This is a genomic window from Nocardia aobensis NBRC 100429, assembly GCF_000308375.1.
Taxonomy (GTDB): domain Bacteria; phylum Actinomycetota; class Actinomycetes; order Mycobacteriales; family Mycobacteriaceae; genus Nocardia; species Nocardia aobensis.
Genome location: NZ_BAFQ01000209.1, coordinates 13,751 through 29,557, shown reverse-complemented (window position 1 = coordinate 29,557; position 15,807 = coordinate 13,751). Strand labels below are relative to the sequence as shown.

14 protein-coding genes are annotated in these 15,807 nt (G+C 66.2%); 8 read left to right on the top strand and 6 right to left on the bottom strand.

What is annotated here, in order from left to right; all coding sequences use genetic code 11:
• Nucleotides 1-119: 119 nt before the first annotated feature.
• From RJ03_RS27130 to RJ03_RS27105, 6 genes are all read right to left on the bottom strand, one after another.
• On the bottom strand, nt 120-1,085 hold the full coding sequence (locus RJ03_RS27130; protein WP_371507118.1) for a carbohydrate ABC transporter permease: 966 nt from the start codon (nt 1,083-1,085) through the stop codon (nt 120-122).
• A 199-nt stretch (nt 1,086-1,284) separates the two neighbouring features.
• The gene (locus RJ03_RS27125) at nt 1,285-2,184 is read right to left on the bottom strand and encodes a L,D-transpeptidase (RefSeq protein ID WP_036507388.1); all 900 of its coding nucleotides are present in this window, start codon (nt 2,182-2,184) and stop codon (nt 1,285-1,287) included.
• A 352-nt stretch (nt 2,185-2,536) separates the two neighbouring features.
• The gene (locus tag RJ03_RS27120) at nt 2,537-3,940 is read right to left on the bottom strand and encodes a cytochrome P450 (protein WP_083871361.1); all 1,404 of its coding nucleotides are present in this window, start codon (nt 3,938-3,940) and stop codon (nt 2,537-2,539) included.
• A 52-nt stretch (nt 3,941-3,992) separates the two neighbouring features.
• The gene (locus RJ03_RS27115; RefSeq protein WP_086007321.1) at nt 3,993-5,159 is read right to left on the bottom strand and encodes a serine hydrolase domain-containing protein; all 1,167 of its coding nucleotides are present in this window, start codon (nt 5,157-5,159) and stop codon (nt 3,993-3,995) included.
• A 163-nt stretch (nt 5,160-5,322) separates the two neighbouring features.
• A complete protein-coding gene (locus RJ03_RS27110) occupies nt 5,323-5,844 on the bottom strand; it encodes a DUF6764 family protein (protein WP_036507382.1) in 522 nt (173 codons plus the stop codon).
• Between the two features lie 163 nt (nt 5,845-6,007).
• Entirely contained in the window at nt 6,008-6,679 is a 672-nt protein-coding gene (locus tag RJ03_RS27105; protein WP_036507365.1) for a chymotrypsin family serine protease, read from the bottom strand.
• 541 nt (nt 6,680-7,220) lie between these two features.
• Here RJ03_RS27105 and RJ03_RS27100 point away from each other — a divergent pair.
• The 8 genes from RJ03_RS27100 to RJ03_RS27065 are packed head-to-tail and all read left to right on the top strand — an operon-like array spanning nt 7,221 to nt 15,797.
• Entirely contained in the window at nt 7,221-8,039 is an 819-nt protein-coding gene (locus tag RJ03_RS27100; protein WP_030514080.1) for an MlaE family ABC transporter permease, read from the top strand.
• A 4-nt stretch (nt 8,040-8,043) separates the two neighbouring features.
• On the top strand, nt 8,044-8,907 hold the full coding sequence (locus RJ03_RS27095) for an ABC transporter permease (RefSeq protein WP_030514081.1): 864 nt from the start codon (nt 8,044-8,046) through the stop codon (nt 8,905-8,907).
• A gap of 10 nt (nt 8,908-8,917) precedes the next feature.
• Nucleotides 8,918-10,420 carry an MlaD family protein gene (locus RJ03_RS27090; protein WP_036507361.1) on the top strand — a complete coding sequence of 501 codons (1,503 nt, stop codon included), beginning with the start codon at nt 8,918-8,920 and terminating at the stop codon, nt 10,418-10,420.
• Entirely contained in the window at nt 10,420-11,451 is a 1,032-nt protein-coding gene (locus tag RJ03_RS27085) for an MCE family protein (RefSeq protein ID WP_036507359.1), read from the top strand. The genes RJ03_RS27090 and RJ03_RS27085 overlap by 1 nt, the downstream gene beginning before the upstream one ends.
• A complete protein-coding gene (locus RJ03_RS27080; protein ID WP_036507355.1) occupies nt 11,448-12,455 on the top strand; it encodes an MCE family protein in 1,008 nt (335 codons plus the stop codon). Before RJ03_RS27085 ends, RJ03_RS27080 begins: the two co-directional genes overlap by 4 nt.
• Nucleotides 12,452-13,540, top strand: a complete 1,089-nt coding sequence (locus tag RJ03_RS27075) for an MCE family protein (RefSeq protein ID WP_036507351.1) — start codon at nt 12,452-12,454, stop codon at nt 13,538-13,540. The genes RJ03_RS27080 and RJ03_RS27075 overlap by 4 nt, the downstream gene beginning before the upstream one ends.
• A complete protein-coding gene (locus RJ03_RS27070) occupies nt 13,537-14,631 on the top strand; it encodes an MCE family protein (RefSeq protein ID WP_036507349.1) in 1,095 nt (364 codons plus the stop codon). Before RJ03_RS27075 ends, RJ03_RS27070 begins: the two co-directional genes overlap by 4 nt.
• Nucleotides 14,628-15,797, top strand: a complete 1,170-nt coding sequence (locus RJ03_RS27065) for an MlaD family protein (protein ID WP_036507346.1) — start codon at nt 14,628-14,630, stop codon at nt 15,795-15,797. Before RJ03_RS27070 ends, RJ03_RS27065 begins: the two co-directional genes overlap by 4 nt.
• The last annotated feature ends 10 nt before the right edge of the window (nt 15,798-15,807 follow it).

Here is a 15,807-nt window from a genome sequence, read left to right as displayed (position 1 = left end):
CCAGAACAGCGGCACCCCGACGACGATCAGCACACACACCATCGCCGCGTAGCCGAAAACGTTGGCCAGCAGGCGTTTCCGCTGCCGGCTACGGGCGGCCGGCGCTACCGTCGTGCTCGTCATTCGTCTCGATCCATCACTCGCACCTGGACCAGCGTGATGATCAGCAGCACCACGAACATGATCGTCGCGACCGTGGCACCGTATCCGGCGCGGAAGTTGCGGAAGCTTTCCTGGTAGACCTGATAGACCATGGTCGTCGTACCGGTGCCCAGCGGCCCGCCGCGGGTCATCACGTTGATGATGTCGAATACCTGCAGCGAATTCAGCATGACCGTGATCGACAGGAAGAACGTGGTGGGCCGCAACTGCGGCAGCAGGACGCGGGTGAAGGTGGTCCATCGCCCGGCGCCGTCGATCGCGGCCGCTTCCAACAGGTCGCGCTGCACACCCTGCAGCGCGGCCAGGTAGATGACGAAGGTGTAGCCCAGGTTCTTCCAGATGTAGGTCACCGTCACCATGAACAGCGCCCAGTGCGGTTCCTGATAGAAATCCGGCACATTCGTGATGCCGATGCGGTGCAGCAGATCCTGCACCAGGCCGAAGCCCGGATCGAAGATGAACTGGAACGCCACCCCGATGGCCGCGCCGGAGATCACGAACGGGGCGAAGATCACCGAGCGAACCACGTTGCGGCCGAACAATTTCCGATCGAGCAGCAGGGCCAGCGCGAGACCGAGCACCATACTGCCGCCGACCGCGAAGACGGTGAAGATCACGGTATTGCCGACGATCTGCCAGGTGTCCGCCCGCGTCCACCACTCGCGGTAGTTGCGCACTCCGACGAAGTGCGCGAAGGGTTCGGCGAGATTCCAGTCGGTGAACGAGAGCCGGATGTTGTCGATCAGCGGCCGGTAGACGAACAGCCCGAGCAGCACCAGATTCGGCACCACCAGCACGAAGAACAGCCCGTAATCCCCCCACGGCCGCCGCCGCCCCCGGTTCTGCGGCAATACTCGCTCCGGCCGGCTCCGCACCACCGCAGTCTGTCTGCCCCCAGCGAACGCCCGGAGAACCCCAGGCACCGAACCCCTGAACTCTCGACCGGGCGTCGGATGATCATTCTCGGACACCCCGGGCATGAGCAGATCCTAGAAGTCCGACACCGCGACGGCCGCCATTTCCGCCAAACCCCGAGCTCGCCGTCACCACCCGGACACGGCAATGCCCGGCAAGGCACTCACGGCCCGCGAAACACGCGGAGAGGCGGAGAGGCGGAGGAGTCTAGCTCCAGTCGCCCATACCGTCACCGGCGCTGAGGTTTCCGGTGGAGTTCGTCACCACTACGGGATCGCCCTTCTGCGCGTTCTCGAAGAACCACTGGGCGTCCTCGGTGCTGACGTTCAGGCAGCCGTGGCTGGAGTCGGACACACCCTGCTGGGCGAGCGACCACGGGGCGGCGTGGACGAAGATGCCGCTGTTGGACAGCCGGGTCGCGTACTCGACCTCGAGCTTGTAGCCCTGCGGATCGGTGATCGGGACCCCGTAGGTCGAGGAGTCCATGATCATCTTCCGGTTCTTCTCCCCGACGTAGTAGGTGCCGTTGGGGGTTTCATGATCCTTCTTGCCCATCGAGGTCGGCATGGTCTTGATGACCTCGCCGTTGCGGGTGACGGTGATCGTGTGGGTCGCGTCGTCGGCGGTGGCGACGACCGCGTCGCCCACCTTGTAGGCGACCTTGGTGCCGCCGGCCTCGACGGTGATGTCGGAGTTGGCGGGCCAGAACTCCTCCGGCCGCCACCGCACCTGCTTGTCACCGCGCCAGTAGAAGTGGCCGTGGGTGGCATTGCTGGAGGTGATCCGGATGGCCTTCTCGGCCGCGGCGTGGTCGCCGACCGGATCCTTGAAGTTGATGATGATGGGCTGGGCGACGCCGACCACGTCGCCATCGCCGGGGCTGATGCTCGGCGCGGCGAAGTTCGCCTGCGGCAGCGGCGGCGGGTTCTTCACCGGCGCGGCACCGGGTTCGGGCTGCGGCGCCTGCACGACGGCCGGAGCGCCGGGAACATCGGGCCCACCGGGCCACAGCGGCGCTGCCGAGGCGGGCGCCATGGCGATGGCACCGGCGGCGGTCACCGCCAGGGAGGTTGCCGCGAGGGCTAACAGGCCGGTCCGTTTGGACAGGCTGGTCTCGTCCCGAACGGGCTTCCGACAGGTTGTGGTGCGCACAGCCGTTACGTCCTCTCCCACCTAGATCGCGCGCCACGGCGCACAGGAATATTCGCGCGCCTGTGCGCGAACGGTCTATCAGGCCCCGGCCCGGCATCCATTACTACATCTCTCGCGGGCATCGGCCAATTGCGTTCCGCCAGTTATGAAGTCCGCACCACACCTGTGTGATCAGTCACCATGGGCGAGTGGCGCAGTGGTGACAGGGTGAAAGTCCCGTTCGCATCGGCGAGTCGGGTTCGAGGTCCGGGCGGGGGGATGAGAGCCGAGTCGATACCCAGCAAACCTCATTGTGAGGCAAATCACTTCAGTGGTGGCGGATTCCCTCCACCGTGAAGCGGATCCCGCGATGCGGACCGGTCGCGATGTTGTGCGGCACCGAGCGCGGAATTCGGCCATGACGATAGCGCGGGAGCAGTGACAACTCGACGCGACTCACGATGGTGGCGAGCGCGATTCGCAACTCGTAGTCGGCCAGGGTGGCGCCGAGACAGCGGCGATGGCCGCCGCCGTAGGGCAGGTATTCGAACGGTCCGTAGCGGCGGTCCAGGAACCGCTCCGGCCGGAACCGCTCGGGCTCGTCCCAGGTGCCGGGATCGGAGTGCACGAGCGGGATCGCGACACCCATCGTGTCCCCCTCGGCCAACTCCACCCCGCATACCGTGTGTGGTCCGGTGAGCCGCCGCAGCACGATCGGCACCGGCGGATGCAGTCGCAAAGTCTCCTGGCACACCGCATTCAGATACGGCAGACCGGCCAGCTCCTCGGGATCGGCGTCGGGTCCCGCGGCACTCACTTCGGCGCGCAACCGAGCCAGCGCGCCGGGGTCGCGGTGCAACCGGAACAGCGCCCACACCAGACTCGTGGCCGTGGTCTCGTGACCGGCCACCAACAGCGTGCGCAGTTGTTCGCGCAGATCGGCATCGCTCACCCCGCCGCCGTCCTCGTAGCGAGCGGTCGACAGCACGCCGAGCGCACCGTCACCGGGCGTGCCTGTCTCCCGCCGCGCGGCGATATCGGCGTCCAGCAATGCGTCCAGCCGGGTGCGCGCCCGCGCGAACCGGTCCCACGGCGACAAGCCGAATGCGCTGTGCCGCAACGCGGGAACCAGCATCAGCGGTCCGGTGAAGGCGGTGAGGAAGTCGCCGACCGCGGCGGTGTAGATGTCGCGGCGGCGCGGATCGTCGGCGCCGAAGATCAGCGTGAGGATCACCCGCAACGTCAGCGCCCGCGCCGCCACCCGCGCATCGATCACCGTTCCCGGCAGCCATGCGGGACCGGCGCCGGCGCCGGCGATTTCGTCGCGGGTGCTGTCCCGAATTACCGTGCCGTACTGCGCAATTCGGGCGCGATGAAATGCGGGCGTCAGTACCGTGCGATCACTGCGATGACGCTGATCACGAGCGAGTATCAATGAGGCCGAACCGATAAGCGGTTCAATGGGATTCGGTTGCGGCGGATGCAGAATTCCGATCGGCGAGCGGAGAAATTCCTTCGTGCCACCCGGTGTCCCCGTGAACAATACCGCGCCGAATCCCGGGAAGCGGACCAGAAACGGATCGCCGTCGCGCGCGCGGCGCAGCCGGAAGTACCGATCGAAATCGATTCCGGCCGCCAGCGCGTGCGCCGCGACCCACCGCGGTTGCCGGGGTACGGCCCGTTCGCCGGAAATCTGCGGAGTGCGATGCCGGCCTGCTGTTGCTGCGCGCATACCCAGCACACGAAGCAGCCACGGCCCGGGTTCGATGCCGTCCGCGCCCCCGTCAGCCGAGTGCCGCGCGGGCCTCTGCGGCCAATCGAGCCAGCCGCCCGTCGCCGATCGTGTTCAGCGAATTACCCAGGCGATTGGTGACGAAGGCGACCGACATGCCCGATTCCGGATCGGCGAACGCACCGGAACCCCCCACGCCGTAGTGGCCGAACGCCCGGCGCAGCGGGCGCCGCGAGGCGATCGGCGGCCGGTGATATCCCAGTGTGAACGGCACGGGTACGCCGATGACGTAGTCGCGATGTTCGCTGCGCTGCACATGATTGATGTTCTCGATGGTTTCCGGGCGCAGCAGCGGTTCGCTCCAGGTTCGGTCCGGCAGCAGCACCCGGCCCTCGTTCGCCAGGGCGCCGTACATCCGGGCCAGGGCACGAGCGGAGAACACCCCGTTGAAGCCGGGCATCACCGCGTCGTGCACGCGCGGATCGCCCACCAGTACATCGAAGCCGGCCGGCATCCCGGCCTCGGCGATCGCACCGACCGTGCGGCTGCGGGAGATCACCTTCGAGGCGGTATCCCAGCGCAGCCCGGGAATACGCAACCGCGGGAAGGTGCGGGCGATGCGGTACCGCTCGGACTCGGGGACCCGGTACCAGAACTCCTCGGTCTGCAGCGGTTCGGCGATTTCGCGTCGCAACACCTCGGTGAACGGCTCGCCGGTCGCCCGCTGCACGATTTCGGCGACCAGCCAGCCGAAGGTCACCGCGTGATATCCCGACCCCTGTAACCGCCGCGGATCCGGTTCGGCGGCCGCCAGCGCCGCGATCATCGCGTCGTAGTCGAGAATGCCGTCGGGATCGGTCGCCAGGCCGCGCACCTTGTGCAGTCCCGCGCGATGGGAGAGCACCTCGCGAACGGTGATGTCCTGTTTGCCGTTCGCGGCGAATTCCGGCCAGTATTCGGCCACCGGAGCGTCGTAATCGACCAGTCCGCGTTCGGCGATCCGATGCAGCACCGTGGTGACCACACCCTTACCGGTGGAGAAACTCAAGGCCACCGTGTCGGATTGCCAGCGCTGATCCGGCGCCGACCAGCCCGCCCACACATCGACGACGGGCCGCCCGTGCAGGAAGACCGCGAACGCGCCGCCGCCCCGGTTGGGCCGGGGGAACAGCCGGAAGAAATGGTGCACGACCGGCACGAATCGTGGGTCGATGACCATCTGCGGTGCGTCGTCGGTATCGGCGGCCCCCGCCACCTGCGCCGCTTCCACCTCGGCTGCCTGCCGCGAATGTGCCGAATCCACCTGTGCCGACCTCCTGCCGCCGCATCGTCGCGGCGTCGTTACGTCCACCTGCCAGGGTAGGTGAGCTCCTGAACCGTGCTCAGTGCGCGGCCGGGACCTGCCACAACCCGAACGGCGTCGCGAGACAGATCGCGCCGGTGCGCGAATCCCAGGCCAGCGCCGCCGAGCCGAGGCAGACCGCGCTGCGCTCACCTGAAACCACCTGCGCCTGTGAACCGTTCATCGCGAAGGAGAGCCCGATCCGGCCGGGAACGGGCTCCGGAGCGAGGGAGGTGAAGGCGAAGGCGTCGGGCCCCATCCCGACCGCGACCGGCAGTCCGGCCGCGCCCTCGCTGGCCCCGATTCCGCCGCCGGCGCCCAAGCCGAGGGCGATCGCACCCGTGGTTGCCTGGGCATAGCCGACACCGTCGATTCCCGCCGACCGGGCATGACCGGAATCGTCGCCCGTCGCACGGCATGCCGTGGTACCGGCGATGATCGTGATATCGCGGTTACGGTCGGCATCACAGTGCACGGTGGTTGCCGAGGCGGTGCCGGTGGCCCCGCACACTACGGCCCCGGCCGCGACGGCCCAACCTGTGATCGCGCTCGTCACCTTCACGGAGTGCTCCTTTCGGGCCGGCAAACCTCACCATAACCGGACCCCGCGGCGGCCGACCCGATCCGCGCCACGCGGCCGGCCCCGCCCCGGACACGGAAAACGGGCGGCGACTCGGATGTCATACCCGAATCGCCGCCCGTTACAAGGGTTGTCGTGCCGCCGATCAGATCGGCGCGTAGCCCGCCCCCACGCCACCGCGTCCATTCATGTCGTTGACGATCGCCGACATGTTGGTACCCACCTCGGGGCCGAAGCAGGCCACCGCCAGGTAGGCGTTCACCATGCCGACCAGGGTGGTGCCGATCACGACGGGGGCGCCGGAGTCGCCCTCGACGACACACATCTCGGCCCACGTCTCGTCGGTCTGGAAGACGTCGCCGAAGGCCAGGCCGCACGTGTTACCGGTGGTCCGGCCTTCCTTGCAGACGATGGCGGGGAACTGGGCCGGTGCCCCGACGTTGGTGATCGTCACGTTGCCGATCCGATTGACCGGAGTGACGTGGCCCGGATCGAATTGGATGACCGCATAGTCCAGGTCGTGATTGGAGTAGACGAAATGTCCGATCACGCCGGCGCCGCGGTCCTGCTCGGACCACACCTCCGAACCCGCCTCGCCGCAGTGACCGGCGGTCAGGCCGACCAGGCGGCCTCCGGCGTCGTGGCCGATGGTCGTGATGGTGCACTCGAACTGGTTGTCGATGATGATTCCGGAGCCGCCGCCGATAACCGGCGATCCGGGACCGGCTTGCGCGACCCCCGCGCCCGTCCCGAGCAGCGCCGCGCCCAGAGCAACGGCGAAGGCGGCATGAGCCGCCCTGACGAGTTTGTTGAACATTTCCCTCCAGACGTCGGAAGTCCGCACGATATCAGCCTTGTCGTACTACATCCTTGCAGTTCTCGGGCCCGAGTGCGCCCGGTATGGCCATGCAGTTTGCTGGATCGATGCCGTGGCCGCGCGACGACGCGTACGAGGCCGACGAGATGCGACACCTGCTCACGACGACCGCTGTTTCGCGGGCACTCGCTATAGGCTTTCGTCAGTATTCGGGGCAAATCTTAATAACGAGAATTTCAATCCGATAAAAGGGGTATCGGATCTCGAGTTGGACATTCGATCAGGAAACTAGAACCTGTTCTAGGAAATGGTCGTGTTCATTGTGATCGATACCAGTCCGGTGGGCCCGATCACAGGCCGGGAACCAACGTGATCTGGGTCTATGACCGCAGCCACACTTTGTGCTGTGTTTTTCCTAACTCCGTAGTAAGGTGCCTCAAGCGAAACAGTCGTCGGGGCGGGTAACCGGCGTCGAGAGGGGTAGCCAGTGCAAGTCACCAACGGTCCGGACGGGTCGGGGGCAATTAGTTCACCATCGAGAATGAGTGCCGCGGCGGACTGGACGAAGGCGTACTGGCAGGATCACCCCAAGCGGTCCCTCGAGACCTTCGGACGACAGATCACGATGGGCTTCTCCGCGGTCGCGGAACTGTTCGTCGCCATCTTCCGCCGGCGCTTCCCGTTCGGTGAATTCGTCCGGCAGTGCGCATTCATGGCCAGCGTGGCCGCCGCGCCCACCTTGCTGGTCGCAATTCCGATCGGCGTCATCGTCTCCATTCAGGTGGGTTCGGTCGCGCAGCAGGTCGGCGCCACCTCGTTCATCGGCGCGGCCAACGGGCTGGGCATCATTCAGCAGGGCGCGCCGCTGGTCACCTCCCTGATGATCGCCGGCGCCGTCGGCTCGGCGATCTGCGCGGACCTCGGTTCCCGCACCATCCGCGAGGAAATCGATGCCATGAAGGTCATGGGCGTCGACCCGATGCGCCGGCTCGTGGCTCCCCGGCTCGGCGCCGCCATGCTGGTATCGGTGCTGCTGTGCGGCTTCGTGATCTTCGTCGGCTTCCTGACCGGCTACATCTTCAACATCTTCGCCCAGAACGGCACCCCCGGCTCCTATATCGGCACGTTCGCGTCGTTCGCGGTGACCAGCGATTTGCTGGTGGCGTTGATCAAATCCCTGATCTTCGGCCTGCTGGCCGCGATCATCGCGTGTGATTCGGGCTTGAACACCCGCGGCGGCCCGGGTGGTGTCGCGAACTCGGTCAACACCGCCGTGGTGTTGTCCGCGCTGATGCTGTTCGGCACGAATCTGATCATCACGCAGATCTACAACGCCCTGTTCCCCCCACAGATGGTTTGAGCCGGTGTCGTCAACTTATGTTCCGCCGCTACTGCGGCCTCTGCAGCGGATCCGCAGCTCCGCCGGCGCTCCGCGAGACTGGCTCGCACGGGTCGGTCACCAGGTCTTCTTCTTCCTGCGCTCGATCGGCTCGATGCCGTTGGCGCTCAAGCACTATCCGAAGGAAGTCTGGCGGCTGCTCTCCGACGTCACCTGGGGTAACGGCAGTCTGATCGTCGGTGGTGGCACCATCGGCGTGGTCCTGATCCTCAGTGCCTTCGGCGGTATGACCGTCGCCATCCAGGGCTACACCTCGCTGAACCTGCTCGGCTTGAGCCCGCTGACCGGTGCGATCTCCGCCTTCGCGACCACCCGTGAGCTCGGGCCCATGCTCGCCACCCTCGCCTTCGCAGCACAGGCCGGCTGCCGCTTCACCGCCCAGCTGGGTTCGATGCGCATCGCCGAGGAGATCGACGCGCTGGAGTCGCAGGCGATCCGGCCGCTGCCCTATCTGGTCAGCACCCGGATGATCGCCGCGATGATCGCGATCGTGCCCCTGTACTGCCTGGCGCTGCCGGTCGCCTACCTGTCGTGTTCCATCACGGTCGGATTCATCGGCGGCACGGCTTCGGGCACCTTCCAGCACTACTTCTATCAATTCCTGGTACCGCACGACGTGCTGTGGTCGTTGCTGAAAGCCATTCTCTTCGTGGCGATCACGACCTTCATCCAGTGCTACTACGGCTTCTTCGCCTCGGGCGGTCCCGAGGGCGTCGGTGTGGCCGCGGGCCGGGCGATCAAGCTCTGCATCATCGCGGTCGTCTTCGCCGACCTGTTCATGACGCTGGCGATCTGGGGCGTGAACCCGGGCATCAGGATCTCGGGATAGGGGGCGAGAAATGATCATCGATCCGAGTGGCCGCGGACCGACGATGCGGCAGCTGCTCATCGCGGGCGTCTGCGGAATCGTCGTCATCGCCGCGGCGCTGACCCTGTTGATGGCCCGCTACAAGGGCTACATCCTGAACCCCAAGGTGGAGGTCACCGCCAACCTGACCACCACCGGTGACGGACTGCCCGCCCAGGCCGACGTGAAGTTCCGCGGCGTGCTGGTCGGCGCGGTCGAGGAAGTGTCGGTGGCCGCCAAGGGCGAGCTGCAGCGGGTGCACATCAACATGAAGCCGGACTACATCTCCGATATCCCGGCCAATGTCACCGCCCGCGTCGTCCCCAGCAACCTGTTCGCCGTCACCTCGGTCGAACTGGTCTACAACGGTCCCGACAACGCCTCCCTGAAGGCCGGTTCACAGATCGCCGAGGACCACAGCCAGGGCACCATCGCGCTGCAGGACACGCTCACCACGGTCCGCACGATCCTGAACAAGATCGACCCCATGCAGCTGGGCCGGGTGCTGAGCACCCTGTCCTATGCGCTGGACGGCAGCGGCCGGGTCCCGGGTTCCACCGTGGAGCGCCTCGACAACTGGTTCACCCAGGTCCGGGCCGCGGTGCCGAATCCGGAGGGCACGCTGAACGATTTCTCCGCCTCGTTCCACGCGCTCAACCAGTCCGCGCCGGATCTGATGACGACGCTCTCGGAATCGGTCAAGACCGCGCAGACCATCGCCGACAAGCGCAGCGAACTGGCCGGCCTCATCACCGGCACCTCGGCGACCATCGACAAGGTCAACAACCTGTTCGCCCGCAACCCCGACGTCGGCAAGCAGCTGACCTCGGGCACCGGCGACATGTTCGGTGCGCTCACCGAGGACCCCGACGCGATCCCGCAGGCCATCGCGAACCTGAACACGTCGGTCCGCAAGCTGAGCACGACCTTCCACTGGGGTCCGCAGCAGCAGATGATCTGGAACGCGGGGCTGACCTTCACGCCGTACAAGCCGTACGACCGCTCCGACTGCCCGCGCTACGGCGATATGGCGGCGCCGAGCTGTGGCACCGCCCCGGTGGTCGCCGATATCGGCCCGCCGACGCCGGCCCTGAAGCCGCGCACGCTGGACGCGTCGCAGGGACTGCCGAAGCTGCCGCCGATGCCGGGCCTGCCCGCCATCCCGGGCGTCACCACCGGTGACACCGCGCAGACGGCCGCGCCGCAGCAGGCGCCCAAGCCGGGCAACCCGTTCGCCGGAACTCCGCTGGAAGGTCTGTTCCCGCAGCTGCCCGGCCTGCCGGGTGCGCCCGCGGCCCCCGCGCCGCAGCCGGCTCCGGCCGCTGCTCCGGCCGCGGACGGGCAGAAGCCCACCGCGGGGCCGATCGCCTACTACACCGGACGTGACGCGATGAGCGCGCTGCTCGGCCGGGATCCGACGACTGCCGAATATCTGCTGCTGAGCTCGATCCTGAGGGGTGGAACCTTGCAAGTTTCCGAAAGCGGTGCCAGCTGATGAGAGGAATTCGCAAACCGCTGATCGGGTTCGGTATCTTCGCCATCGTCTCGGTCCTGGTGACCGTGGTCATCTGGAATACGCTGGCGCGCACCGTGAACGGCTCCACCCACAGCTACTCGGCGATCTTCACCGATGTGCTGGGCCTGCGTGAGGGCGACGACGTCCGGATGGCCGGCGTGCGCGTCGGCAAGGTCACCAAGATCGAGGTCGAGGGACAGCACCAGGCCAAGGTGTCGTTCATCGTGCAGACCGATCAGACCGTGTACGGCAACACCAAAGCCCTTGTCCGATACCAAAACCTGATCGGCCAGCGCTATGTGGCGCTGGCGCCGGGCAACAAGGGCGACAATTCGGCGCTGCGCAACAACGCGACCATCCCGGTCGACCGCACCGAACCCTCGTTCGATATCTCCGGTCTGCTCAACGGTTTTCAGCCGCTGTTCGAAACCCTGCAGCCCCAGCAGGTCAACGACCTGACCAACACCTTCATCCAGGCGTTGCAGGGCGACGGTGTCTCGCTGAGCTCGTTCATCACCCAGGCCGCCGCAGTGGCCGGTGACTTCCAGCGACGTGACGTCATCCTGGCCGACGTGATCACCAAACTGTCGGGCGTGATGTCGGGACTGGCGAAACGAGGTGACGAATTGGAGACTCTGGTGACCCAGACCCGCGCGCTGATCGGCGGGCTCTACGAGCAGGGACAGTCCCTGCAGGCGTCGACCGTCCAGATCGCGAGTGCCACCAGCTCCCTGGTGAACATGGTCGACCAGGTCCAGCCGAAGATCACGGCCGCGCAGAACTCGTCCACCGACGCGCTGACCATGCTGATCAACAACGGCGCCAAACTGGATCAGGCCGCGATCGACCTGCCGGGCATTCTGGCCGATGTCGGTAAGTTCACCTCCGACGGCGCCTATGCCAACGCCTACCTGTGCACGCTGGACATCTCGCTGTACGGGGTGCTGTTGCCGCGCGGTCTGGTCAGCCAGATCGGTGGACCCAACCACTCGGCGGTGTGCCGCCCATGACGACATTCGGTACGCGAATCAAGAATCGCTTCCAGGGCAACCGCTTCTTCTGGCTCGGCGTCATCGGCGCCGTCCTCATCGTGGTGCTGCTGGTGGTCTCGAGCGGTTACAAGAAGCTGGGCGTCGGCACCAAGGACGTGCAGGCGGAGTTCGTGCAGACCGCCGGCGTCCAGACCGGTGACAAGGTGAACGTCGCCGGTGTGCCGGTGGGCACGGTCGCCGGGGCGAAGCTCGAGGGTGACCACGTGCTGATCACCCTGCACGTGAACAACGACGTGAAGCTCGGCCCCGATGCCCGCGCCTCCATCAAGATGGCCACGCTGCTGGGCGCGCGCTTTGTCGATCTCGACCCGGGCAACGGGAAAGGCTTGCCGGGCAACCGGATTCACAAGTCCAACACCAAGGTTCCCTACGACCTGGCCGATGTGGTGCAGATCGGCACCCCGAAGTTCGAGGCGCTCGACACCGAGAAGCTGGCCGAATCGCTGAAGGTGCTGGGCGACCAGATCGACGGTTCGCCGCAGCTGACCGCGCAGGCGCTCGACAGCGTCGGCGCGCTCGCCAAGACCATCAACGATCGGCGCGACCAGGTCGACGGTCTGCTGAAGGATCTGGACAAGGTCACCCGGATCCTCGGCGACAACCGCAACAGCGTGCTGCTGGTGATCACCCAGGGTGAGGCCATTGCCGGCCGGGTGATGGAACGCCAGGAGCTGCTCAAGCAACTGCTGAACAACACCGCGACCCTGACCAAGCAGCTGCAGCAGATCGGCGCGGAGAACAACAACCAGCTCGGCCCGACCATCGAGCAGCTGAACACGATGGCCCAGGGTCTGCAGAAGAACAAGGACAACCTGGACAAACTGTTGACGATCATGCCCGCGTCGCTGCGGCAGTTCAACAACGTGTTCGGCAACGGCCCCTACGGTGAGGTCGGTGTGCCGTGGCTGTTCCCGGACAACTGGTTGTGCTTCGCGCGAGTGATCGAGGGGTGCCAGGGATGATGCTGAACAAATGGCTGGCCCGCGCTACCAGAACGGTCGCGATCGGTGCCGTGGTGCTGGTGGCCGGCAGCTGTGGTTCGGTGCAGAACGCAGTCGGCGGTTCGACTCACATCACCGCCGACTTCCGCAATATCGCCGGCGTATTCGAGGGCAATCCGATCACCGTGCTGGGCCTCGAGGTCGGCAAGGTCGACAAGATCATCCCCAAGGGTGAGTACGTCGAGGTGCACATGACGGTGAACCACGATGTGGACATCCCGAAGAATGTGACGGCGGCGATCGTGTCGCCCTCGATCGTGACCAACCGGCACATCGAACTCACCCCGCGCTACACCGGCGGGCCCAAGCTGGCGGACAACACGCACCTCACGGTGCAGCAGACCCGCACCCCGGTCGAACTGGACACGATGATCAAGACCATCGACCAGTTCACCGCCGCGCTGAAGCCGGCGCCCGGCCAGACCCAGGGCCCGCTGTCGGGCACGCTGCTCTACGACATGGTCAACGGCCAGGGTGAACGGATCCGCGACACGCTCAACGCGCTGTCGGGGGCGTTGAAGGTCGGCGTCGACAACAAGGACGCCATCTCGACCATCATCATCAAGCTCAACGAGCTGACCGCGATGCTGGCCGACAACGACCAGTCGGTGCGCGACTTCAGCAACAAGGTCACCCAGATGTCGTCGCTGCTGGCCGAGCAGGCGCCCGGTCTGCAGGCCACGCTGGACCAGCTCAACGACTTCCTGGCCAACACCAGCGGCGTCTTCAGCCAGTACCAGAGCCAGCTGTCGGAGAGCCTCACCGGGCTCACCAAGGTCACCGACCAGCTGCGGCAGAACGCGGCCGGTGTGATCGAGACCGTCGACGTGGCGCCGCTGCTGCTGCAGAACCTGGACCGTTCGATGGACCGCAACCGCGGCTTCGTCCGCCTGCACGCGGTGCTCGGCACCGCACTGTCCGGTGAGGTCGTCAGCCTGTTCTGTGAACGCATTCAGATGAAGGCCGACGGCTGCCGGACCGGCAAGATCGAGGATTTCGGACCCGACCTCGGGTTGTCCGCCGCACTGTTGGGACTGACGAAATGACGGCATCGACGCGCCTGCGGCGCACCTGGCTGGCCCTCGGCGTCTCGGCGGCCGTCGCGGCCTCCGGCTGCGGTCTGACCGTGGAGAGTCTGCCGCTGCCCAAACCGGGGCAGTCCGGTGAGACCTATACCCTGCACGCGATTTTCGCCAACGCGCTCAACCTGCCCGATCAGGCCAAGGTCAAGATCGGTGGTTCCGATGTCGGTGTGGTCACCCACATCTCGACCAAGAACTACCAGGCCATCGTCGACATGAACGTGCGCAAGGACATCACCCTGCCGCGCGAGTCCACCGCCGAACTGCGCCAGGCCACTCCGCTGGGCGATGTGTTCGTGGCGTTGTCGAAGCCGAAGTCCGACGAGACCACGCCGATGCTGAAGGACGGCGACACCATCGGCATCGACCACACCTCGGCCGGCGCCACCGTCGAGGAACTGCTGCTCTCGGTCTCGATGCTGTTCAACGGCGGCGGCGTGGCCGCGCTGACCAAGCTGACCTCGGAACTGGATTCGGTGGTCGGCGGCCGGCCCGAGCAGCTCGCGAGCCTGATCAAGCAGATGACGAGTGTGGTCACCACGCTGCACGCCAACAGCGATCGCATCGACAGCACGCTCAACGGCTTCGACGCGCTGACCAACACCATCGAGGCCAACCACGACCAGTTGGGTCAGGTGGCGGATTCGCTGCCGCAGATGATCGGCGCCATCGCGGAGAACAACAAGCAGATCGGCGATCTGCTCGGCAAGATCTCCACCACCAGCGCGGCGCTCGGCGACTACGCCGAGACCAGCCATGATCAGCTGGCGAGCCTGCTCGAGAATGTGCACAAGCTGATGGACGCGCTCTCGCGTGCCGGCAACGACCTCGGCCCGGCGCTGGACGCCCTGCACGAGATCCGGCCGAAGGTCGACGCCTCGTTCAAGGGCAACACCCTCGCCGTCGCCGCGACGCTGACCCAGCTCGACGTCGGCCTGCTCACCGACCCGCCGCACAGCAAGTTCTGGGATCTGCGCGATCTGCAGGACATGGCGGGCAGTTTGATCCAGGTGCTGCAGATCGTCTACGGCCGAGTGACAGGGGGCCACCGATGAGCTGGCTGCTGCGACACAAACTGCTGCTGTCCACGATCGGACTGGTGATCGCGTTCGTCGTGGGCGCGACGTACCTGGCGGTGGACGTCATGCGGATCAATCCGCTGCGCAGTACCTACACGGTGACGGTCGCACTCGACCGCTCCGGCGGTCTGCAACCGGGTAACGACGTGACCCTGCGCGGATTCCGCGTCGGGAAGGTGAACTCGATCAAGCTGGCGGATCGGGGCGCCTCGATCGCGGCCGAGGCCCAGATCGACACCCGGTACAAGATCCCGAAGGCCACCCAGGTCGTCGTGCACGCCCTTTCGGCCGCCGGTGAGCAGTACATCGACTTCCAGCCCGAAACCGACAAGGGTCCGTACCTCACCGACGGCTCGGTGATCCCGTTCGATCCGCAGAAGGTGCAGACCCCGACCCCGGTGTCGGCGGTGCTGGAGAACGCCAGCGGGTTCTTCGATCAGATCGACCCGGACCGGTTCAGCACGATCCTCACCGAATTCGACACCGCGCTCAGCGGCGGACCGGATCAGCTGCGCGACATGGTCGATGCGCTGAGCCTGGTGACGGCCGGTCTGGACAATCTGCTGCCGCAGACCACCAATCTGCTCACCAGCCTGCGCACCATCGCGGCTACCACGTCGAACGCGCAGCCGGATCTGAGCACCCTGACCCAGAACTCGTCGACGTTGTTCATCCAGTTCAACAACGCCAACGACGAACTCCGCAAGGTGCTGGACCAGGCCCCGGCGCAGATGAAGTCGCTGGGCGCGACGCTGGACGAGACCACCGATCCGATCACCAGCCTGGCGACCAACTTCGTGGCTGTCACCAAGGCGGCGCAGCTGCGGCTGCCGGCGCTGCGGGCGCTGTTCCCGTCGCTGGTCGTCGGTAGTTCGGCCATGGGGGTGCCGGCCCACGACGGAGAGTTCTATACGATCCTCGATATCTGGCCGCGCCCGTTCTGCCAGTACTCGCACGCGCCGGTCGCACCGAGTGTCGTGACCGACGGTTCGTTCCCGAAGTACAACTATTGCACCAACGCACCTCCGGACCAGCAGATTCGTGGTTCGGCCAACGCGCCGCGGCCCGACGTTCCGAACAACGGAGCGCAGATGCCGTCGGGTGCCGATCCGAACGCTCGGACCCCGAAGCCGGTGCGGTAAGTAGAGTGGC

Excerpts from the sequence above, each read along its gene's own strand:
- RJ03_RS27120 (WP_083871361.1), bottom strand. The coding sequence starts at position 3,940 with ATGCGCGCAGCAACAGCAGGCCGGCATCGCACTCCGCAGATTTCCGGC.
- RJ03_RS27115 (WP_086007321.1), bottom strand. The coding sequence starts at position 5,159 with ATGGTCATCGACCCACGATTCGTGCCGGTCGTGCACCATTTCTTCCGG.
- RJ03_RS27105 (WP_036507365.1), bottom strand. The coding sequence starts at position 6,679 with ATGTTCAACAAACTCGTCAGGGCGGCTCATGCCGCCTTCGCCGTTGCT.
- RJ03_RS27100 (WP_030514080.1), top strand. The coding sequence starts at position 7,221 with ATGAGTGCCGCGGCGGACTGGACGAAGGCGTACTGGCAGGATCACCCC.
- RJ03_RS27090 (WP_036507361.1), top strand. The coding sequence starts at position 8,918 with ATGATCATCGATCCGAGTGGCCGCGGACCGACGATGCGGCAGCTGCTC.
- RJ03_RS27085 (WP_036507359.1), top strand. The coding sequence starts at position 10,420 with ATGAGAGGAATTCGCAAACCGCTGATCGGGTTCGGTATCTTCGCCATC.
- RJ03_RS27080 (WP_036507355.1), top strand. The coding sequence starts at position 11,448 with ATGACGACATTCGGTACGCGAATCAAGAATCGCTTCCAGGGCAACCGC.
- RJ03_RS27075 (WP_036507351.1), top strand. The coding sequence starts at position 12,452 with ATGATGCTGAACAAATGGCTGGCCCGCGCTACCAGAACGGTCGCGATC.
- RJ03_RS27070 (WP_036507349.1), top strand. The coding sequence starts at position 13,537 with ATGACGGCATCGACGCGCCTGCGGCGCACCTGGCTGGCCCTCGGCGTC.
- RJ03_RS27065 (WP_036507346.1), top strand. The coding sequence starts at position 14,628 with ATGAGCTGGCTGCTGCGACACAAACTGCTGCTGTCCACGATCGGACTG.